At 42.8% G+C, this 21,583-nt stretch carries 17 protein-coding genes; 9 read left to right on the forward strand and 8 right to left on the reverse strand.

Annotated elements, in window-relative coordinates:
• Positions 1-27 precede the first annotated feature (27 nt).
• Entirely contained in the window at positions 28-189 is a 162-nt protein-coding gene (locus NAF19_RS25815) for a hypothetical protein (protein ID WP_252793255.1), read from the reverse strand.
• 589 nt (positions 190-778) lie between these two features.
• Between NAF19_RS25815 and NAF19_RS25820 the strand changes: the two genes are divergently transcribed.
• The 4 genes from NAF19_RS25820 to NAF19_RS25835 all read left to right on the forward strand — a co-directional run bounded on the left by NAF19_RS25820 (position 779) and on the right by NAF19_RS25835 (position 4,944).
• A complete protein-coding gene (locus tag NAF19_RS25820; RefSeq protein ID WP_252793256.1) occupies positions 779-976 on the forward strand; it encodes a hypothetical protein in 198 nt (65 codons plus the stop codon).
• Between the two features lie 153 nt (positions 977-1,129).
• Positions 1,130-1,738: a DUF2238 domain-containing protein gene (locus NAF19_RS25825; RefSeq protein ID WP_252793257.1), complete on the forward strand. Its 609-nt coding sequence runs from the start codon at positions 1,130-1,132 to the stop codon at positions 1,736-1,738.
• A gap of 40 nt (positions 1,739-1,778) precedes the next feature.
• The gene (locus NAF19_RS25830) at positions 1,779-3,281 is read left to right on the forward strand and encodes a cryptochrome/photolyase family protein (RefSeq protein ID WP_252793258.1); all 1,503 of its coding nucleotides are present in this window, start codon (positions 1,779-1,781) and stop codon (positions 3,279-3,281) included.
• 103 nt (positions 3,282-3,384) lie between these two features.
• Positions 3,385-4,944, forward strand: coding sequence for a M20/M25/M40 family metallo-hydrolase (locus NAF19_RS25835; protein WP_252793259.1), 1,560 nt, complete (start codon positions 3,385-3,387; stop codon positions 4,942-4,944).
• A 76-nt stretch (positions 4,945-5,020) separates the two neighbouring features.
• Here NAF19_RS25835 and NAF19_RS25840 read toward each other — a convergent pair whose 3' ends face one another.
• Positions 5,021-5,566, reverse strand: coding sequence for a YciE/YciF ferroxidase family protein (locus NAF19_RS25840; protein WP_252793260.1), 546 nt, complete (start codon positions 5,564-5,566; stop codon positions 5,021-5,023).
• 248 nt (positions 5,567-5,814) lie between these two features.
• Here NAF19_RS25840 and NAF19_RS25845 point away from each other — a divergent pair, with 248 nt between their 5' ends.
• Positions 5,815-6,534, forward strand: a complete 720-nt coding sequence (locus NAF19_RS25845) for a DUF4397 domain-containing protein (RefSeq protein WP_252793261.1) — start codon at positions 5,815-5,817, stop codon at positions 6,532-6,534.
• 64 nt (positions 6,535-6,598) lie between these two features.
• On the opposite strand, the gene NAF19_RS25850 is transcribed toward NAF19_RS25845, so the two are convergent.
• Entirely contained in the window at positions 6,599-7,633 is a 1,035-nt protein-coding gene (locus tag NAF19_RS25850) for an acyltransferase (protein ID WP_252793262.1), read from the reverse strand.
• Between the two features lie 162 nt (positions 7,634-7,795).
• Between NAF19_RS25850 and NAF19_RS25855 the strand changes: the two genes are divergently transcribed.
• On the forward strand, positions 7,796-10,606 hold the full coding sequence (locus NAF19_RS25855; RefSeq protein ID WP_252793263.1) for a S9 family peptidase: 2,811 nt from the start codon (positions 7,796-7,798) through the stop codon (positions 10,604-10,606).
• 196 nt (positions 10,607-10,802) lie between these two features.
• On the opposite strand, the gene NAF19_RS25860 is transcribed toward NAF19_RS25855, so the two are convergent.
• On the reverse strand, positions 10,803-11,375 hold the full coding sequence (locus NAF19_RS25860) for an NADPH-dependent FMN reductase (protein ID WP_252793264.1): 573 nt from the start codon (positions 11,373-11,375) through the stop codon (positions 10,803-10,805).
• Between the two features lie 193 nt (positions 11,376-11,568).
• Between NAF19_RS25860 and NAF19_RS25865 the strand changes: the two genes are divergently transcribed.
• Positions 11,569-12,216: a flavodoxin family protein gene (locus tag NAF19_RS25865; RefSeq protein WP_252793265.1), complete on the forward strand. Its 648-nt coding sequence runs from the start codon at positions 11,569-11,571 to the stop codon at positions 12,214-12,216.
• 157 nt (positions 12,217-12,373) lie between these two features.
• Here NAF19_RS25865 and NAF19_RS25870 read toward each other — a convergent pair whose 3' ends face one another.
• Positions 12,374-12,634 (reverse strand): GNAT family N-acetyltransferase, encoded by a 261-nt coding sequence (locus tag NAF19_RS25870; protein ID WP_252793266.1) that lies wholly within the window; start codon positions 12,632-12,634, stop codon positions 12,374-12,376.
• A gap of 148 nt (positions 12,635-12,782) precedes the next feature.
• Positions 12,783-12,950, reverse strand: coding sequence for a hypothetical protein (locus NAF19_RS25875; RefSeq protein WP_252793267.1), 168 nt, complete (start codon positions 12,948-12,950; stop codon positions 12,783-12,785).
• Between the two features lie 192 nt (positions 12,951-13,142).
• Here NAF19_RS25875 and NAF19_RS25880 point away from each other — a divergent pair, with 192 nt between their 5' ends.
• The gene (locus NAF19_RS25880) at positions 13,143-13,655 is read left to right on the forward strand and encodes an SHOCT domain-containing protein (RefSeq protein ID WP_252793268.1); all 513 of its coding nucleotides are present in this window, start codon (positions 13,143-13,145) and stop codon (positions 13,653-13,655) included.
• A 46-nt stretch (positions 13,656-13,701) separates the two neighbouring features.
• Here the strand turns inward: NAF19_RS25880 and NAF19_RS25885 are convergent, their stop codons facing one another.
• On the reverse strand, positions 13,702-14,061 hold the full coding sequence (locus NAF19_RS25885; RefSeq protein ID WP_252793269.1) for a nuclear transport factor 2 family protein: 360 nt from the start codon (positions 14,059-14,061) through the stop codon (positions 13,702-13,704).
• Positions 14,062-14,191: 130 nt separating this feature from the next.
• The gene (locus tag NAF19_RS25890; RefSeq protein ID WP_252793270.1) at positions 14,192-17,044 is read right to left on the reverse strand and encodes a T9SS type B sorting domain-containing protein; all 2,853 of its coding nucleotides are present in this window, start codon (positions 17,042-17,044) and stop codon (positions 14,192-14,194) included.
• A gap of 415 nt (positions 17,045-17,459) precedes the next feature.
• Between NAF19_RS25890 and NAF19_RS25895 the strand changes: the two genes are divergently transcribed.
• Positions 17,460-21,527, forward strand: coding sequence for a cadherin-like beta sandwich domain-containing protein (locus tag NAF19_RS25895; RefSeq protein WP_252793271.1), 4,068 nt, complete (start codon positions 17,460-17,462; stop codon positions 21,525-21,527).
• Positions 21,528-21,583: the final 56 nt, after the last annotated feature.

The following is a 21,583-nucleotide window of genomic DNA, read 5'->3' on the forward strand; positions in this document are numbered from 1 at the left end:
CTGACTACAATGTTTTTTCAAGTAATTTCAACTTAACCGACCGGTAGTAGCCTTAAGTGCCACACTAATTGAAGGCACAGCAAGATATATCACCGTGGTATCCATTGATATCAATAACGTAGGCAGGGCCAGCACGGCGAGGGCTATCCACTCTTTGGTTCCGGCTTTGGCTGATTGGTTGGTTTGCATCTATCAAAAGTACCATCTGCAATGTAATAACACGCGGTGAGAGTGTGCCGACATGGGGCGGCGATAGTGCCAATAAAATTGCAATAAACTTCGTACCTTTATTCACGAAATGAATATTACCCGGAACAATTATCAACGCTTATTTTCGAAATGGCTGCTTGCGGCGGTATTGATATTAAGCTTTTTTACCTTTTCGGGGCATGGTATCAGGCAACAACCAAAATTTGCCGCGCAAAAAACCGAATTAGTTAGGGCGAATGAAAGTAATGCGGTAAGAACAATTACTTTCAGCAGGGCTTTAAAGCAAATACCATTAGGTCTTAGGCCCTCTGCTATTTTTTCTGCTCGAGTAATTAGCCTTGCCCAAATTCATGGCGTGCTGGCAAAAACGCGGTTTATAAATTGCCAATATCGCACTAGACCGCCTGCCGTCTTTTTTTACCAGCATAAAACCATCCCCAATAATAACGGCGACGAACCCATCGCGTTAGCATAATACCACCCTCTTTGCCGCTAAACGCGGCACAATCAATTTATTTCATTACAGATGCCCGTTAACATACGGCACATTTTTAATATTCGGTATATTATGAAACATTTCAAAAAGGTGTTAAGGCTTTGCGCTTTAAGTCTTTTTTTGGCGCTTGCCTTAGCAGGCATGAGCATATTTGGGGTTCCTCCCACGCTAAACAGAGACAGGAAAATATTTGCAGATAAAGAATGGGTTATGGAGCAAAACGAAAAAACCAATTCGGAAGAGAGCGGGGCGGAAAAATTAAAGTTTTAAATATTTACTCATTTTAATCCCTGAGATAGCGCAGAAGGCACAAAGAGGTAGAAAAAATCTTTGTAGACTCTGTGCGTTCTCAGTGCCGTCTGTGGCTATTTTTTACCTCCACGGTTGTCATTCTATGTTAATTTTAATCTCCATATTTATAAGATGAAAAAATACTATATCCTTATCACCCTGTTTTTTATTGGGCTAATCGGTTCGGCAATTGCGCCGCACGATTATTTTACCTGGATACTGGAAGTTTTCCCGGCTATTATTGGTTTTGTTATCCTTGCCCTAACTTTTAAGGGGTTCAGGTTTAGTTATTTAACTTACTGTTTTATACTCATACATTGTTTTATTCTATTCGTAGGCGGGCATTATACTTACGCCCAGGTTCCATTATTTAACTGGGTTAAAGACGTTTTCCATCAAAGCCGCAATAATTATGATAAGCTTGGCCACTTTGCCCAGGGCTTTATTCCCGCCATGATAGTTCGCGAGATTTACATCCGGAAAAACATTATTCAAAAAAAATCGTGGATGCCATTTTTAACGGTGGTAGTTTGTATGGCCATCAGCATGTGTTATGAATTTTTGGAATGGTTTGTTTCGATTGCTTCCGGTTCGTCGGGCGATTCGTTTTTAGGTACCCAGGGCGATGTTTGGGACACGCAATCAGATATGCTTTTTGCAACTATCGGCGCTATTTGCATGGTTGTTTTTATGTCGAAATTGCAGGATAAAAATATAAACCTTTTAACAAAAACAATTTAGTCGGAAAAACAAATGGCTTATACACTACCAATTTTATAACATGGATTTAAATGGTGCTACGTTAGTATTCCCTCATCAATTATTTAAACAGCATCCCGCAGTAAATCCCGACCGCCCCGTTTACCTGGTGGAGGAAACTTTATTTTTCAATCAATATAATTTCAACAAGAAAAAGTTGATGCTGCATCGTGCCTCGATGAAATGGTACGCGCGTTACCTATCTGAAAAAAACATAGTTGTAAATTATATCGATGCAAGCAGCAATCTGTCTGACGTCAGGTTGTTACTGCATGACCTCTCGCGTAAGGGTATAAATCAAATATTTTACGCTGATGCTGCCGATAACTGGCTAAACAGCCGGATACTCCGGGAATGTAAAAAGCTAAAAATAGACGTTAGAACGTATAAATCGCCTAACTTTTTAAACGCCGCCGGGGAGGTTGCCGGATTTTTCGATGAACAAAAAACTTATTTCCAGACAGATTTTTACAAAAACCAGCGTAAGCTGCGGAAAATACTTTTGGAAGGAGCTGAACAGCCTGTTGGCGGCAAGTGGACTTATGATGTCGATAATCGCCTTAAATTTCCGAAAAACGGTGCGGTGCCTTTACTTGAAGTGCCCGCTGACAACGAATTTACTATCGCGGCTAAGACATGGGTCGATAAAAACTTCCCAAACAATTACGGTGCCACCACATCGCCATTCGGCAATATTGGCGGATTTTATCCAACAAATTTTGCCGACGCAGAAAAATGGCTTGAGGATTTTTTAAGCCACCGACTGGCTAACTTCGGCATTTATGAAGACGCAATGGTTGCCAACGAAAGTTTCCTGTACCATTCCATACTTACACCAATGCTTAATATCGGGCTACTTAACCCGCAGCAAATAATCGACAAAGCGTTGCAGGCAGCCTCAGATAATGAAATACCGCTTAATTCGTTGGAAGGCTTCATCAGGCAGGTATTAGGCTGGCGCGAATTTGTACATATTGTGTATGAACGGGAAGGAAGTAAACAGCGCACTAAGAGTTTTTGGAAATTTACACGCAAAATTCCAAAAATGTTTTGGACCGGAACAACCGGCATATCGCCTGTGGATACAGTAATAAAAAAAGTACTGGCAACTGGCTATTCCCATCACATTGAACGCCTGATGGTTATGGGGAATTTTATGCTACTGTGTGAATTTGACCCAGACGATGTTTACCGCTGGTTTATGGAAATGTATATTGATGCCTACGATTGGGTGATGGTACCCAACGTTTATGGGATGACCCAATTTGCTGATGGCGGGCTTATGATGACCAAACCATACATTAGCGGCAGCAATTACCTGATGAAAATGGGCGATTGGAAAAAGGGCCCCTGGCAGGATACCTGGGACGGTTTGTTCTGGCGGTTTATGCATGTTCACCGCAATTTTTTTTTACAAAACCCACGCCTTGGTATGCTCATCAAAACTTTTGATAAAATGCCTGCAGATAAAAAAAATACGCATTTAAATAATGCTGAACGGTTTTTGACACTTCTAAATAAATGATGGCTTTTTTGTTGATCAAAAGCCTTTTCCAAATAAAGTTGTAGTTACAAAGGCAATATCATAGTTTTAGCTATAATTAAACTGACCCATTAATAAATCAGACATGAAACACAATTACTTCAAAACCATTTTTGCGGCGCTTATGCTGGCAAGCGTAAGCCTTTACGCCCAACAGGAAGCTGTTGACACCGCCGCATTCGGCAAAATCAGGCGGGCCGAGATGTCAAACTCGCATATTCCGTCTATCGCTCACTATATTACTGACGTTTCGGGACCGAGGCTAACCAATTCGCCAGGTTACAAGCGCGCAGGCATGTGGGCCGTGGAAACCATGAAAAAATGGGGCATGACAAATGCTGCCATGGAGCCTTGGGGCGATTTTGGCAAAGGCTGGGAAATACAGGATTTCAGCATATCATTTAAAGCGCCTTATTCACAATCGATAATTGCTTATCCTGAGCCATGGAGTGGCAACACTAATGGCGAGATACATGGCGAGGTGGTGGTACTACCAGCTGCAAATGCTATGGATACCGCTTATATTATCAAACACGCTGCTGATTTTAAGGGAAAATTTGTTTTGATAGCAGGCGGCGCGCCAAGCTACGAGCAGGATTATAAACCTTCATCAGAGCGCCTGGCTGATACAGCCCTGGCTAACATGAAGGATACCTACATGCTGAGCAGGGAAATGCTGGAAGGCTTTATAAAATATTTTAATACTATTGCCCGGGTGCCGATACTTATCCAGCAATCGGGCGCATTGGCAATTTTGACCACCGGCGGCGAAAACCGTAACGGGACCGTTTTTGTACAGGGCCTTATCGGTTACAAAACCAACAGCGAAAAAAGCGTGGTAAAGGTTGCTATATCATCCGAAGATGCGCAACGCATTAAACGCTTACTGGCATCTGGCCAAAAGGTTGAACTAAACTTGAATGTAAAAGCAAAGTTTAACGATTCAGACATAAAAGGTTATAATGTAGTAGGCGAAATCCAGGGAACTGATCCAAAGCTTAAATCGCAACTGGTGATGCTGGGCGGCCATATGGACGCCTGGGCTTCGTCAACCGGCGCAACTGATAACGGTGCGGGCTGTATTGTAATGCTTGAGGCTGTCCGCCTGCTTGATTCGTTGGGTTTAAAACCAAAACGCACTATCCGAATAGCATTATGGGGTGGCGAAGAACAGGGTTTGCTGGGCTCATACGGCTACGTAAAAAACCATTACCGTGGCACCGACATGGTTTTAAAACCTGAGGCTGCAAAAGTATCGGCGTATTTCAACCTTGACAATGGTACCGGTAAAATCCGCGGTATTTTCGCACAGGGTAATACTGCCATTGCTCCAATTTTCCAGGAATGGTTTAAACCGTTTGCCGATCTCGGCGCCAGCACCGTTACCTTGAAAAACACCGGCTCAACCGACCATCTTTCGTTCGATTGGGCAGGTATTCCGGGGTTCCAGTTCATCCAGGATCCGATAGATTACGAAACCCGCACACACCATAGCAATATGGACAACTACGACCACCTTAAAATAGAAGACCTTAAACAAGCTGCTGTAATTGTAGCATCATTTGTTTACCAGGCAAGTATGCGGCCTGATATGTTGCCGCGCAAAGCTCCTGAGAAAGGAACATTTGTGTTTGATGGATTATAATATCAGCTTGCGATAGCAAATAAAAAGCCGCCTTGCAATAACTGCAGGCGGCTTTTTGTTTATTTAGTTTGTTTTGTTATTCTGCAGCAGCAGCTTCGTTCACCATGCTTTCTGCAGCCTGGGTTAAAGCTTCGTCTGTGGCTTTTTCGTTATCAAGGGTTTGTTGTAACAGGTCAGCCACTTTGGTATGACCCATAGTTTGTGCAAACGTGCGTAATGACCCGTATGTTGCAATTTCATAATGTTCAACTTTTTGAGCTGCTAATATCAAGCCGGCATCGCGGGTATGGGTACCTTTGTCCGTGTCTTCGATAATACTGGTAGCTTCAGCAAGCAGGCCTTCCATGGCATCACATTTTTTCGCTACGGCTTTTTCGTCAAGCAGTGCAAATACCTGCTCCAGCGTTTCAACATGTGTTTGTGTTTCCTGGGTGTGTTTTTCAAAAGCTGCAGCTAAATCGCTGCTGGTTGCGGCTTTTTGCATTTTAGGCAGGGCCTTTACAAGGTGTTTCTCGGCCCAGTAAATGTCTTTAAGTTCGTCAACAAAGAATTTGTGAAATTCTGAGTCATCCATTTTACCGGTTAAACCGGCAGGTTTTGTGTTTGCTGTTTTAGTAGCCATGTTTTTTAGTTTTAAATAGATGTATGTGTAAATTAAGCAACCAGAATAATAATTCTTTGTTTTAACTTTTAATATATTTTATTTCTAATTAACTTACTTCACTCATATACTATACAACTACATTAACTCAAACCAGCATAGAGTGCTTTGTTTTTTTTAACAAAAACCGTTAGTTTTTAAAATATCACTGTATCGTTATGCGTTTTTTATTCGTAATGTGTAGTATAAATTATTTGTAACTATTAATTATGAAAAACTTTAAAAACACTTCGAAAAGATTAGTGGCGGGGCTTTTTGCTGTTTGCTTATTATCGTTAACGCTATCATCCTGTCTGAAAGACCATAGCACAGTACCTGCGACCCCAGTGGCATTGCTAAGTGTTATACAGGACTCACCAGGCCAGACACCGTTGGATTTCACACTTGATGGTATGCGCGTAAACGCCAACCAGATAGTGTATGGCGGTGGACTTGACTACTTCAGGGCCTATGTGGGTAACAGGACAGCAGCTTTCACGCGGTCGGGAACAGGAAGCACTATTTTTAGCGATACTTTAACCCTCAAACAAAACTTTGCCTATACACTTTGCCTTGTAGGCAAATCGGCTACCCCAGGTTTCCTTGTTTTAACCGATGCCATCACTCAGCCTGCATCAGGCAGCGCTAACTTAAGGTTTGTAAATCTTAGCCCGGATGCCCCCGCAGTTGATCTTGCAGTAAAAGACGGTGCTGTACTGGTAGCAAATAAAGGCTTTAAAGGATTTTCAAATTTTTCACCAATAGTGGGCAAAACTTACACATTTGAAATAAGGCAGGCAGGCACAAACACTGTGTTGACTACATTAACCAACGTAAGCATTAACAGCGGTTATGTTTACACCATTTACCTGCGTGGACTTGCAGGTGCTACCGATGCTACCAAATTGACTGCTGATTTAATTACAAACGCTTACCCAAGCTTAAACTAATATTAACTACCTAAAGTTCACTTTAAGAGACCCTCCCGGAAAAGGCGGGTCTCTTTTTTGCAGGCTAATTTACACCCGTTAAATATCGGCCAAAAGGTAATAGCTTAATTACGCGTAAAATCAATATCGACATCAATAATACCGCTAAAACAGTAACCGGCACACCCCATACAGGAGATGTTCTTGCTATATTCATATTTGTTCTTTCCAAAAACAATACTAATAGTGGATGAATCAGGTATATTCCAAAGCTATAGTCAGAAATTAGTTGCACAATTGACGTAACAGAATTTGACACAGGCATACGAACGTGTTTAACAAAAACAAAAACTCCGGCAGCCATCATGGCCACATTTACGCTGGCGTATTCATAAAAAATAGCATTGAGAGCTCCGGTATGTACCGACCAAAAATAAGTGCCCAAAAAAGTAATTAAAAACCCGGCAAAAAAAATCGCAGCAGCATAAGTCTTTACCCGTTTTGTGTTAAATGTTTGTATGGTTAAATAATGACCTAAAATAAAATACCCGATGTAACCGGGGAAATTAATGAATAGCGATGTAATCCCCATTTTGTTTAGAATGGGCGCATTTAACAACAGCCCCGCCAACCATAAAATTAAATAATATGATATATCGGCGGGCAATGCGTGTTTTATCCATTTGCTAATAATTGGCGTTGCCAGGTAAATGCCGATAAGCACGTATACAAACCACAGGTGGAAATAAGCGCCATTGATAGCAGACAATACAATTAATTTGAAAATTTGCCCGCTTCCAAGTAAACCCTGGTCAATTATATTAAACAGTATAAAAACCGCTGTCCAAAATGCAAACGACGGAATGATTCTTGTCGCCCTTTTTCGGAGAAACTCACCGGTTGAATAAGTTTTGGGTAAAATCAAACTTCCGGAAACCATAATAAATATTGGCACAGAACATCTTGATATTGAATCGTAAAAATTTCCCGTCCACCAGTTTATATCCGGGTTAATGGAAAAATTACTTATTGCGCTGCTGCAATGGATGGTAACTACTAAAATGATGGCTAATGCCCTTAAAAAGTCGGGCCAAAATAAATGGGATCGCTTACTTTCCAAATCAGATCTTATCACATGGTGAATGTACAAAAGAAATGTTAACCGAAAAGTTTATCATCCTCGCAGCATTGTAGATTAATTAAGTGGTGAGTGTAACAATTTTGATCCGATATTAAATAAACAGTTAAAATTTCGTCATATTTAGTTAGTTAATAACCAGCTATGAAGAAATTTTTACTTCCTGTATTTATCCTGTTTGCATTCTATAACGCTTTCGCACAAAATACCGCTAAAAAACCGCTCGACCATTCGGTTTATGATGCCTGGCAGAGCATAGATAACGAGCATATCAGCAACGATGGTAAATGGATTATTTATGTAATTAAGCCACAACAAGGCGATGCCAATCTTGTGATAACCGATGCCAAAAACAGCAGCAAATTCAAGGTACCAAGGGCAGACACTGCCCGCCTGACATTCGACTCAAAGTTTGCTGTTTGCCTTATAAAACCTTTCTATAAGGACATCCGCCAGGCAAAAATAAAAAAGAAAAAACCTGCCGAATTCCCAAAAGATACGCTGGGCATAATTACGCTGGGTAAAAATACCGTCGAAAAAGTGCCGGCTATCCGCTCGTTTAAAATAGCCGAGAAAGCCCCGGTAGTTGCCTACCTATCCCCTGCCGATACTGTAAGGAAACCAGCCGCGGCCGATACCTCGAAAAAAGCTATTGCTACAACCATAGCCCCGCCGACACGTGAAGGTGCAGAATTATCGGTAAAACAATTGCTTACCGGCAAAACCCGCGTGTTTGAATATGTTACAGAATACCAGCTTAGTAAAAACGGCAAACTACTGGCTTTCGCGGTAACAGCGCCTAAAAAGCCGAAAGACGTTAAATCGGGCATGTATTTATATGATATTGATAAGGATAGCCTGAAAATAATAAGTATCGGCAGGGGCAACTATCGCAACCTGGCTTTTGATGATGCCGGTAAGCAACTGGCGTTTACGGCCGAAAAAAATCCTGAGAAAGCGCCTGTTAAACCATTTAAACTTTATTATTATAACACAACCAAAGATACTGCCGATATTTCAGCAGGGCCAAATTCATTAGGCATGCCTGAGAAATGGGCCGCCAGTGGCGATGGCAATGTATTTTTCAGTAAAAGTGGAAATGCGCTTTATTTCGGCACTACCCCAATCCCAAAACCAATTGATACCACGATAGTTGATTTTGAGGTTGCCAAGCTGGATATATGGAATTACAAAGACGACTACCTGCAACCTCAGCAATTAAAAAACCTGCAGCGGGAGCTGCGGCGGAGCTATACTGCCATCATCCGTCCGAATGTTGGCGATAAAGAAGCCGTAATGCTGGGTGATTTGAGCATGCGTGATATTTTGGTGCCCGATAACAATGATGCCGGCTTTGTTTTGGGCCTTACAGACACCGGAGCGCGGGTGCAAAGCCAGTGGGAAGGCGGCTCGGGCCAGGAGGCATATCTTATAAATACCCGAACCGGCGGCCGGGTACGTATAAACCACAGGTTGAAAGCACGTTACAGTATTTCGCCGGATGGAAAATATGTAGTGTGGTTTGATAACAAAGACCAAAACTGGCACAGTTATTCTATCGCGACAGCAAAAAAAACAAATTTAACGCAGGCCACCGGCGTAAAAATGGGTGAAGAAGAAAATGACGTTCCTGACGACCCATCTCCTTACGGATTATCTGCATGGGAAGAACATGATAAAAACGTCTTGATTTACGACCGCTACGATATTTGGAGCATTAACCCTGAAACCGGCAGCGCCGTAAGTTTAACAAACGGATTGGGTCGCAAAAACAAAATTATCTTCCGTTATAACAGTGCCGATCCGGAGCAGAAGTTTATCCCCTCAAAACATATACTTTGGTTAATTGCACAGGATGAGCGCACCAAACAATGGGGCTACTATAAAAAGGAACTTGGCAGCCCGGCTGAGCCGGAGAAAATAGTTATGGCATCCAATGGCTACAGCAGCCTTCAAAAAGCCAAAAATTCTCCGGCGTTTATTTATACGAAATTTAGCTACCAGCAGTCGCCTGATCTGTATGTTTCTTCAGACTTGAAAAAGGAGATCCGGCTTAGCTCCATTAACCCGCAACAGGCAGAATACAACTGGGGTACAGCAGAATTAGTGGAATGGACCACCCCAAAAGGTTTTCATTCAAAAGGAATATTGTACAAGCCTGAAAATTTCGACCCGGCAAAAAAATACCCGATGATAGCTTATTTTTATGAGAAGCTGTCGGAAGGTTTGTATAGCTACATCCCCCCGGCTCCTACGCCATCGCGCTTGCCGATATCGTTTTTCGTTAGCAACGGGTATTTGGTTTTTGCGCCCGACATCAGCTATCAAACCGGTCATCCCGGTGCATCGGCAGTGGAATTTGTGAATTCTGGGGTCGAAGCGTTGAAAAAAAATTCGTGGGTTGATGGTACACACATCGGCATACAGGGCCAAAGCTGGGGCGGTTACCAGGTAGCTTATTTGATTACGCAAACCAATATGTATGCAGCTGCATGGGCCGGCGCACCAGTTGCAAACATGACGTCAGCCTATGGCGGTATTCGTTGGGAAAGCGGCGTAAACCGCCAGTTTCAGTATGAAAAAACACAAAGTCGTATTGGCGCTACCTTGTGGGAAAAGCCGGATCTCTATATAGAAAACTCGCCTCTATTTCAATTACCAAAGGTAAAAACGCCTGTAATGATTATGTCGAATGATGCGGATGGCGCTGTGCCATGGTACCAGGGTATTGAGATGTTTACCGCATTACGCAGGTTGGGAAAGCCTGTTTGGTTATTGCAATACAACGGCGAAGCGCACAACCTTGTACAACGGCAAAACCGCAAGGATATCTCTATCCGTGAACAACAATTCTTCGACCACTTTTTAAAAGGCACCCCCATCCCGGTTTGGATGGATAAGGGCGTACCGACCATTGACAAAGGAAGAGATTGGGGATTTGAGTTGGAGAAGTAGACTTTTGGTTCATATTTGATGGTTCATAGTTCACAGCCTGGGAAATAGTAGCCGTAGCAGTGTTTAGTAGCAGTCATAATTAAAGATACTGCCGATGGCTATCTTACTGATTCTAATCACTGCCACTGATTTTCAGACTGTCTACCGCCACCGTAGCTACCATGAACTATGAACCATCAACCATGAACCCCTCAACTTATTTATCTTCCTTTATCGCTTTCAAGCCTTTTGTCCAGCGGGTTAGTTGGTTAAGCATGAGGGTTGATGCGGTGTTCAATTTTTCATCGGGTACAAACTGGTTTTCATCGTTGATGTACTGATGTACCACGGGAATGTTTACCATTTCGTGAATTGCGATAGTTTTCAACGAAAGCAAGTCGGATTTTAAACTCATTACCGCCCGTACACCTGCAAAGGCGCCTGCACTGTAGCTAACAATGCCAGCCGGCTTGTAAGCCCATTCGTGTACCAAATATTCAAGTGCGTTTTTTAATGATGCGGGATAACTGTAATCATATTCTGCGGTTACAAAAACAAAGGCATCGGCTTCTTCAATTTTTGAGCTCCATTGTTTGGTATGTTCGTGTTCATATTGGCGCATAGTTGGATGCACTGCCTCGTTCATTAACGGCAGGTTGATTTCGCCAAGGTCGAGAAACTCTACTTCAAAACCACCGTGGGCCTGTGCTGCTTCGGTTATCCATTTTGCAATTATCGGACCTTTACGTCCGGGCCTTACAGTTGATGATATTATTTTCAGCTTATACATTGTTGTTTGATTTAATGTCACAACAAAAATATACATGTTTAAACACACAGTATTATTATCTTCTGAAACGTGACATAAGGCATACAACAAACGGTATTATTTGCATTAGGATTACAATTGAATCGAAATAATATCTAACAATTTGCGCTACAGATTGTTAAACTTAAAGTTGAATAATTTAATCAGCAAAATAATGAAAGCTCTAATAATCAATTGTACTTTAAAACCATCGCCCGAATTTTCTAACACGGGGGCGCTCATAAAAAAAGCTGAACAGCAATTAAAAGATAACGGCGTACAAACTGAAGTTATTAGGTTAGTGGATTATGACGTAAGGCCAGGCACCGATTCCGACATGGGTAAAGGCGACCAATGGCCCGTTATTCTTGAAAAGATAAAAAAATGCAATATCTTAATTATCGGCACCCCTATTTGGATGGGGCACCTGGCGTCGACCACCCAACGGATGATTGAGCGATTGGATGCTATTTTTCATGACGATAAGTTTGCCGACGAAAAAACCGGCCAGTATTTTACCTATAATAAGGTTGCCGGATGCCTGATAACGGGCAACGAGGATGGCGCCCATGCTTGTGCGGCGCAGATATTATGGGCAGTGCAGGAACTTGGTTTTACTGTTCCGCCAAATGTAAATGCTTATTGGGTTGGTATGGCCGGCGGCGGCGAAGACTACGTTGAAGGCGGAGGCGAGAAATATTATTATACAAATTATACCCTGCGCTGGATGATGGCTAACCTTACTTACTTTGCAAAACTGCTGAAAGCCAACCCGATTGATAGCAACTTGAAACAACTGAGTGAACTAGCCAAACACGATTAAAGGATTTATAAGATTTCCACGATGAATGGCGAGGTAAAGTAACAAACGTCAAATCTTTGTCGGTGGATGGATACGAGGCGACAATCCTGTTTTTTATCAACCAGTACATAGTTTGTTCATAAGGATTTTGGCCAGTCGGAGTATTTTTCAAATACATCTATTTTCCGGCGTATTTCGCTGCCAGCTTTTTCAAGTCGCGCCAGCCATAGCTACCATGAAATTCACCGTGGTCGCCGTAAATCTTTTCGGCGCCCATTGCTTCATGGAAATAGCCGGACGGATTTGTGGATTCGCCAAATAAAACCATCGAGGTGATGCCCTTATCTAAAAAACGTCGGGCTACTTCGCAAAACAATTTGGTGCCCAATCCGAGGCGCTGGTAATCGCGCAGTAGATATATCTTATTTAAGTCCAGCAAAACCGGATAACTGTTAACTCCAAAACCACCAAAAGCATGCCCCGGGTTAGCAGGAAACGGGTGAGTTTATGTTTGTCATCTAATTTATTGTCATACAAAAATGCGCTGGTACCGGCCAGGAAAACAAACGCAGGCACACAAAAGTGGGTTACCCAACGCGTAAAAATATGCCTGGCTCAGGCCCGCCTGCCGGCATGCCCGAGTAAACACGCACATGGTCAATAGCCATCAGCACCATAACGGCGCCGCGCAGCAGGTCAACAGCTTGTATCCTGTTTAATGATGGCTTATTTTGTGATGTAAAAGCGGTTGCCATTGGTTGTATTTACTTGATTAACAGTTACATTTTGGCAATAAATTTAATTAAAATACCAATAATTGTTTGTAAAAATAAAATACAAAAAGGTTTCTAAATGTGTTAAACAGGTGTGAGTGTAAACATTTTGCCCCCCGGCTTGTTTGACATGTATCCTAGCTGTTCATATTAGCCAAACCTAAACACCATAAAATGAAAAAATTACTTTTAATATTCATAAGCATTTTGCCTGCTACGGCATTTTGCCAAAGCCTGAAAGAATTTAAGGCCCCCAACGGGAAAACCTATCATATAGGCGATACCGTTAAGGTGGGTATGGGCTCGATGCCCGAAGGTAACTTTAAGTATGTACAAGTAACGCCACTACCATTTTTCCCGCCGAGACCCAACGGTAATAATTTTAGCGCACGCAAGGATTTTGCCATGAGCACCGCAGTTATCCGGAAAATTAAAATGGCCTCGCAGATGTCGGGCAGCGATAAGGTAATGTTTACAGTAAAAGCAGGCGGTATTGGCACTTACGACATATGGATAGTTGAAGCAATTGCTGCCTGCGAGGTGACGCCCTGCAGCGGTACAGCCCCGGGCGCAGTTTCACATACCAGTGTAGCCGATGAGATATTGAAGCTAAAAAAACTACTCGATTCCGGCGCTATCACCAAAGCGGAATATGACGCGCAAAAGAAGAAATTGCTTGACGAATAAAGATGCGAAGAGGCGCCCCGATTGCCCCGGGGCGCCTCTTCGTCAATTACATATTGTAGAAAAATTGCTCGGCAACAATTTTTCCATCTTTCACTTCATAAACGGCTATTTCCTGCATAGGCATCCTTCCGCCCTCTTTATAGGTAACATCCATATGCATCGAAACGGTGAAAAAATTACCGATAACAATAGGATCTGAAACTTCACCGCTATGAATTTCTTCCACAGTACTATACCAATATTGATTTTTACCAAGCACAGCTTCTTTGCCTTCAGCAAGTTCCATAGGCGACCCTTTTGCTTCGTGGCTTACTATATTATCGTCATACAATTCATTAATGGCATCAATGTTTTTGCCTTCGCGACAAAGCGATACCAACCTGTCGGCTACTTGTTGTGTGTTCATAAATAAAGGTTTTAATTTTTATTAAAGCTAAAAATTATAAGCAACCTTACATTGGGTCAGTGTTTTAAATTTTTGTTAATTCATTACGTTAGCGGCACGGCCTGCGGGAACGATAGTATTTTATGATAGGTTAATAAATTATAGTCACCGACCCACTAAGCATTTGCTTGTCGCGGGCGCTTATAATGTAGTAGTATACACCTGCCGGCAGCTTCTTCCCTTTGTAAGTACCATCCCATGGAGTGGGATATCCTACGCTTTGAAAAAGCGGGCTACCATACCTGTCATATATCTTCACCGTTACCGAAAGGTCGTTCTCAAGGCCCGAAATAACCCAGTTGTCATTGATGCCATCGCCATTGGGTGTAAACGTGTTTGGTATATGAATATCCTTGCAATGGCTTGTTATAGTTATAGTTTGTGAAGCTTTACAGCCATTATTATCGGTAACTGTTAATGTAACCTGTCCCAAGGCATTAGTTGAAAAACTTGAGCTTCCCGGCTGCCCGTTCCATTCATATTTAACAAAACCAACCGCGGCCGTAAGGGTTATAGTTTCATTAGTAAACTGGCAAAGCGTGGCATCCGGAACAGCTAATACCGGGTTGTGAAAGAATTCCACATCTGATTGTTTGGTAACCATACAACCTCCGGGAGTTGTCACCGTGGCAGAGTAAACTCCTGATTGTTTAACGTCTATTTCGTCGGTCGCGTCATTGGTCGACCATTTAATAGTCCCGCCGGAATAAGATGCTTTTAATTTCACCGTTTCACCATCACACAATGTAGTATTTACTACCTGTTGGATAGTTATATCAGGCGGGCTATCGAATTTCAAATTAAATTGGTCTGAAGGCTGGCTGCACGATGTAAGGTTGCTGCTGACGCTGGCCGTGTAATTTCCCGGTTGGGTGGCAGTAATGGAGGTTTTGTTTTTGTTGTTGCTTAGTATGTTTCCATCCTGGAACCAGTTTATCGTGTAAGTGCCGTCATTGGTGAAATTAATTGATAATGCCGCATCATCGCCAATACAGTAGGCCGGCTTATCAGCAGTAATTACCGGTTTTGCCAACGCAATAAAATCAACCTGTACATCCTGCGATGCAACCCAATCGCCTGAACAAGACGTTACCTCAACCCGGTATTTGCCCGGTTGATTAACAGACAAATCTGCCGAACTATTACCATTTAGAACCCCATTGGTATACCAGCGGTATTGATAGGGCTGCCAGTTAATAATGTTTGAAGCATCAATCGGTACACTTGCAGATAGTTTTGCGTTATCACCAACACAATAAGCTTGCTTATCGGATTTAATAACCGGCTGCGGTACTTTTATAAAGTCAATCTCCACCTCTTTCGACGCCACCCAGTCGCCTGAACACGCGCTAACCTCCACCTTATATTTGCCGTTTTCGGTAATATCAAGCGACGGCGTTGCGTTGTCGTTAAGCACGCCATCCTTATACCACCTGTACTGGTAATTGGCATTGTCCTCCGTTTTTAAATTCGCCGTCGAGCCATCGCAGTAGCTTAGCTTATCCGGGTAATTAAATGTAAAAACCGGTGCAGCAATTTGTGTAACCTTTAAGTGATTGGTTTCAAAGTGAACATTTGTACAAGGGTCGTACAAAATGGCGTTGTAATCGCCGGTTTCTTTTATGTCGAGGAATTTATTGCTTTCGTTCGGAATTTCCTGACCGTTTTTGTACCATTGAACTACATTACCCATGTAACCGGGCATAATAGCCTTTGCAGATACATTTGAACACACCTGCAATTCACTGGCATCATAGTTCTCCCCGTCAAATTGAATAGCCTTCAACTTTTTCGAACCATTTATATAAGGTGCGTAGTCAGGCTTTAGTAAATAAAGCCCATCAGCCGCAGCCACCCAAATTCCGTCTTCGCATGGCGTATCGGTATACGATAATGCATTTACACAAATATCGTTTATGGCTTTATTACCTAATTCAGCATATTTAAAAAAGGTGTAAGCGCTGCTATTGTCATACGACATACCTTGATATTTGGAATTAGAAAAATATAAGCCCTGCGAAGAGCCCACCAATAAATTTTCTTTGATTACTGCTTCACCAAAACTGTATAGCCCGTAGATCGACGCTATTTTGCTGATATTTACCCCCTTTAAATAGTGTTGATAGCCAAATATGGGTGAATAAGAGTTGTCCCAATTATTCCCAAATAACCCCTCTTCGGTGGCCCAAAACTGAAAGCCTTTTACTACAAACAAGTATACAGGGTCATAAGCATCGCCTGCAATGTAATATGCCGATTTAATACTATTGCCAAAACCTTTTCCCCCGGTCCATAATTCGCCCGAAAAAATAGTGATGCTCATCAGCTCAATAGCCGAAGTATGGTTAAGTGTATCTGCGTAACATCTGCAATATTCACCATCTGCCAACATTTCAGTACGGTACGTTGTTGTGTATAGCCGGCTTGGTGCATCGTTGGGCACCGGCAAAAAAACATGCGTTTTTACATTGAACCGGGCAATACCATGATTAGTGGCGATAAGCAAAATATTATCACTTTGCACGAAACCGCTGATCCTGCCAATATGGTCTAAACCTAAAGAGTTAATAATACCCGGAATTTCGTGATTACTTCCTATCAGGGTTGCAGTCCCTGTAACACATTGAACAATGTAGGTGCTGCTGGTGGCAATGTAAACGCTATCCTTATTTGTGCCCGCAATATCAATAAAATGATAGCCGCCATACCCGGCAAAAGAGCCGCTGAAATCATCAACCTGCTTCGTAATACTGTTTATCCTGTAAACCTGGTTGTTTTGCGCCAGCACCCACAGGTAAGGGTCATGGTAATCGCGTTTTACCTTGATGATGTTTTTCCCGGCCAAAAACGTCGCATTCAGGTGTAAATCCATATCCTGCTGACAGTAAGCCGCATAGCTAAAAAAAACAAATACAAATACCAACAGCTGTCGTAAGGGGTACATTGAAAAGGGTTTGGCGTACGAAAAGTAGTATAAATATTTGAATTTACAGTTGTTAATAACAATTGTAAATGTATGTTACGCGAACCAAATTGCGTACTTTTTTTTAATGCTTTGTGGCGATTAGTTAGTAAGTAGTTGAACTCTCATTGTACCCATGCAATTTTATCCCCCTAATGGACTACTTGTTATGGTAAGCATTTTATTTAAATATTGCCCACAGCGCGGACAATATCAATCTTAAATATGCTGTGTGCAGATAAAACCGTAATATGCCACATTCCGTGTCAAGCAAAAAATATCACCTTTTTGGGGTATTTTTTACGATAGTTAATATGCGTAGTTTTAATGTTAATTAACGGTATATAATTAAAACTTAAAGCCACGCACTAATAATTTCGACAAGCCTTTACCAGCAATGCAAAATAATATTACAACAAAATTAAAGTTTGGCGTTTTGCTGTGCTTTAATCTATTCATCGGCCTTTCGTCACGGGCACAGCAGCCAGTTATAGCCACGCATCCCCGCGTAATGTTAAATGGCACTGTGAAAGCAGCATTACTGGTGAAAAAGAATAACAATGATGCCGACTGGCTGGCAACCCTTGCCGATGCCAATAAATACTTACCCGGGCAGGTTATCCCCTGGAATACCGTTTCGGCGGCCGACGCTCAATATTATGGTACCGCCAACATTTTTTATTCGTATTGCGGCAGCAGCTGGCAGGATGCTACAATGGCTTTAGGGTTGGCGCACCAGTTAACTAAAACTAACAATGCAGGAGCCAATCCCACGTCTTATTCCAATAAATTGTTACAACTTGCCGATGTAATTATCCAGGCTTATGCTACTTATCCGCCAAATGCAAGCGGGGGGCCAAACATTTTTCAATATAACAGCTCGTATGCAACGCGCCACGTGGGGAAAACTATTGCTGTTATTTATGACTGGTGCTATGACGAGCTCGGTGCTACCCGTAAAGCAGCCTTGCTTAATGTGATGAAGAACTGGTTCACCTACATGAGTTCGACACCTTTTAGTGTAAATCAGTTGCAGGACGGCCCAACCGGTAACTACTTTGCCGGTCAGTTAATTTGCGCTGGTTATATGGGTTACGCTATTGCTGGTGACGACCCGCTTTCGCAAAAAATGATTGACTTTGCGCGGCAACGAATTATAGGTACTCCTGGCAGCCTTAACCCTAACACCCAAACCTCGGGCGAAACCGCTTATAACTATTTTACCCAGGCGGTTAAAGGTGGTCTGCCATCAGGTGCATCACAATCATATTTAGGGCCGCACAGTTATGTTGCTGCCCCACAAAAAGACGGCATACCAAACCAGGGCTGGAGTTATGGCGGCGAAACAACACAATTCCTTACTGATTTTATAACGACAATTAAGACCGCAACCGGCGAAGACTTACTGCAAACTGATGTCGATTTAAAAGCATTTTTCGCTAAAACATCTACAGCACTGGTGCACGCAACTTTCCCGAACCATTTTCAATTGGACAACAGTAATGATAACGGTTCGTTTGTGGGCAGCGTAATGTCGTATGCATTGCCGTTGCGTCTTACCGCACTGCTGGAAGGCACGCCGGAAGGTGCAAATGTTGAATATTTTTATAAAAACCTGGTAAAACCGGTCAATTTGCTTTCGGGTAATAAAGGCTATCCTGCTTTAAACTGGGAAAAGTTTTATTACTCAAAAACAAGGGCGTCGACTGTTATAAATTTCAAACCTTATTACCCGGCCACTGCCACCAACGTTTACAATGCAGTACCAATTAACAGCGGGATGCATAAATTTTATATGCGAAAAGACTGGAGCGCCGGTTCGACATGGGCGTCAGTGATGATGGGTATCGGGACGTATGACCAACATAACCACAACCATGCAGGTCATTTTAAAATAGTACGCGGCGACAGCCATGACGGCGACGATCACCTGTTAGTCGGCGCAAATGAAGTGTCAAAATCTGGTGGAAACGGTATCGACGGGCCAACTAACTATTCCTACTCAAACAGCTTTAGCAACACGCTTTTTGTGAACGACTATAATGACTACGATACCCAATATCCAAACTTTGCCAATACAGTTGGCAATCAAAATTCATTCGGGTATGATGCTCCTACAAATGAAGAACAAAATGATAATTTTTCTTATTTCCGCGCCGACTTAACAAGTGCTTACCTGGTAAGCTATTCAAACCCGGATACTACTAAGCGCACGGTTAGGTATTATTACCGCTCGTTTTTATACCTGCGCAATTCGGATATTTTTGTGGTGTACGATAAATTTATGGCCAAAAACAGTACAAATGCGGCCGGTCAATATAAAAAGCATCTGCGCTGGCATTTTTTGCAGCCACCCGTGGTAAACGGCAGTAATATTACGGCTACGCAGGACAATTCAAAACTTTATATACATACAGTACTGCCCGCCACTGTTGATGTTGTTACGGTAAACGAAAACACCAACCCCGATAACACTTTTGGCAGCGGTTACAACTACGCATTTAACACCAATACTTGGCGTACCGAGGTTAATACCACTGGTAACCCGCTACGCGAAGACATAGTTACCGTACTACAGCCCGGTGCAAAAACAACGTCGGTCGAGATGGTTACCACCGCCATAAAAACCACGCAGAATAACATGGAAGGCAGTATTGTCAAGGCAAACGGCAATGATGAGCTGGTATTATTTAATAACAATATTGCCAAATACCCGGCACCGGTAACCCTTGCCTCCTACCCTTTTACGGGCCCTATAACTACCAATCATACTTTATGTGGCTTAGCCCCGGGCCAAAACTACATAGTAGCCTACAGCGCAGTTGTAGTTACAGTAACCAAGGCAGCAGCCGGAACCCACCAGGCTTCACCCTCAGGCGTGTTAACATTTACGCTGCAGGGAATGGTACTTTCGAACAACGCCAATCTTTCAAATTTAACCCTTAGCAGCGGCGTATTAACCCCGGTTTTTTCGCCGGGCACCGTTGCCTATACCGCTACCGTGAGTAATGCTACTGCCACTATTAAAATAACTCCGTTTACAAGCGATGCTGCCGCGTCTGTAAAAGTAAACGGCACGGCGGTAGCCTCAGGGGCCGCGACAGCAAATTTACCGTTGGTCGTTGGTGCCAATGTTATTAATGCGGTAGTTACGGCCCAGGACGGTACAACGATCAAAACTTACAAGCTAACGGTAACCAGGGCAAAATCAAATAACGCGGCACTAAGCTCCATAAAGCTTAGCCCGCTTTCAACATTAACAAGCACATCAGGGCCTGCCAGTGTAAATTATGTAACATCGGTAGCGCCGGGCATCACCAGCGTGACAGTGACACCAACCGTTCAAGTAGCAGGTGCAACAATAAAAGTGAACGGTGTGACCGTGGCCAGCGGGGCAGCATCAGGCCCAATAGCCCTAAATGCAGGCCCTACAGTTGTTAATTTGGTGGTTACTGCGCAGGATGGGGTGACCCAAAAAACATATACCATTACCGTTAACCGTACCGGCTCAAGCAACCCGGCCCTCAGCGCCATAAAACTTAACCCAACCGCAATATTGACAAGAACAACGGGGCCGTCAAATTCAAATTATTTCACCTCGGTTTCGCCAGGCACAACCAGTGTAAAAATAACGCCAACTGCACAGGATGCAGGTACCATCATAACGGTGAATGGCGCAACTACAGCAAGTGGTGTTGCATCTACTCCGATAACGCTTAATGCCGGCCCTACTGTTATTGATATTATTGCAACCGCGCAGGATGGAGTAACTAAGAAAACCTACAGCGTCACCGTAAACCGCACCGGTTCTACCAACGCTGCCTTAAGCAGCATAAAACTCAGCCCGGCTGCGGTGTTAACAACCATAGCAGGCCCGGCCAATACAAATTACAGTGCTTCGGTACCAGCAGGCACGGCAAGCGTAAAAGTAATAGCAACGGTTCAGGATGCAGAGGCAACCATTGTAATAAATGCAGCCACCGTTGCAAGTGGCGTGGCATCGGCGCCAATACCTTTAAACGCAACGCCAACCGTTATAAACATAACGGTAACCGCACCAGATGGCATTAATAAAAAGACTTACGCCATTAACGTTAGTGTTGCAGCACCTATCATAATAATTGCCGGCAACATCACTAAACATAATTTAGCAGGTATAGATATGCTGGAAGCGGAAAATGAAGGCATAAAAGTCCACCCGGGCCTGTCGCCCAACGGGGATGGAGTTAACGATTACCTTCAAATTGATGGACTGGAAGTTTATAAAGACAATAAGCTAACCATAATGGCGCGCAACGGACAGGTTATTTACGAAGTAAATGGCTACAACAATGATACAAAACGGTTTGATGGGCTTGGTAAAAACGGAAGATTACAATCGCCAGGTACGTATTTATATGTCTTAGAATATAAGGCGGATGGGGTTGTGAAACGTAAAACCGGGTATATTTTGATGAAATATTGATTTGCCTTCTAAGCTATTGCACAATGGAATGTTAAATCATATTTTTGATTCATGTC

The sequence above is a fragment of the Mucilaginibacter flavidus genome (genome assembly GCF_024055575.1).
GTDB lineage: Bacteria > Bacteroidota > Bacteroidia > Sphingobacteriales > Sphingobacteriaceae > Mucilaginibacter > Mucilaginibacter flavidus.

Coding starts and splice junctions, on each gene's coding strand:
- NAF19_RS25815 (WP_252793255.1), bottom strand. CDS start 189: ATGCAAACCAACCAATCAGCCAAAGCCGGAACCAAAGAGTGGATAGCC.
- NAF19_RS25820 (WP_252793256.1), top strand. CDS start 779: ATGAAACATTTCAAAAAGGTGTTAAGGCTTTGCGCTTTAAGTCTTTTT.
- NAF19_RS25825 (WP_252793257.1), top strand. CDS start 1,130: ATGAAAAAATACTATATCCTTATCACCCTGTTTTTTATTGGGCTAATC.
- NAF19_RS25830 (WP_252793258.1), top strand. CDS start 1,779: ATGGATTTAAATGGTGCTACGTTAGTATTCCCTCATCAATTATTTAAA.
- NAF19_RS25835 (WP_252793259.1), top strand. CDS start 3,385: ATGAAACACAATTACTTCAAAACCATTTTTGCGGCGCTTATGCTGGCA.
- NAF19_RS25840 (WP_252793260.1), bottom strand. CDS start 5,566: ATGGCTACTAAAACAGCAAACACAAAACCTGCCGGTTTAACCGGTAAA.
- NAF19_RS25845 (WP_252793261.1), top strand. CDS start 5,815: ATGAAAAACTTTAAAAACACTTCGAAAAGATTAGTGGCGGGGCTTTTT.
- NAF19_RS25855 (WP_252793263.1), top strand. CDS start 7,796: ATGAAGAAATTTTTACTTCCTGTATTTATCCTGTTTGCATTCTATAAC.
- NAF19_RS25860 (WP_252793264.1), bottom strand. CDS start 11,375: ATGTATAAGCTGAAAATAATATCATCAACTGTAAGGCCCGGACGTAAA.
- NAF19_RS25865 (WP_252793265.1), top strand. CDS start 11,569: ATGAAAGCTCTAATAATCAATTGTACTTTAAAACCATCGCCCGAATTT.
- NAF19_RS25875 (WP_252793267.1), bottom strand. CDS start 12,950: ATGGCAACCGCTTTTACATCACAAAATAAGCCATCATTAAACAGGATA.
- NAF19_RS25880 (WP_252793268.1), top strand. CDS start 13,143: ATGAAAAAATTACTTTTAATATTCATAAGCATTTTGCCTGCTACGGCA.
- NAF19_RS25885 (WP_252793269.1), bottom strand. CDS start 14,061: ATGAACACACAACAAGTAGCCGACAGGTTGGTATCGCTTTGTCGCGAA.
- NAF19_RS25890 (WP_252793270.1), bottom strand. CDS start 17,044: ATGTACCCCTTACGACAGCTGTTGGTATTTGTATTTGTTTTTTTTAGC.
- NAF19_RS25895 (WP_252793271.1), top strand. CDS start 17,460: ATGCAAAATAATATTACAACAAAATTAAAGTTTGGCGTTTTGCTGTGC.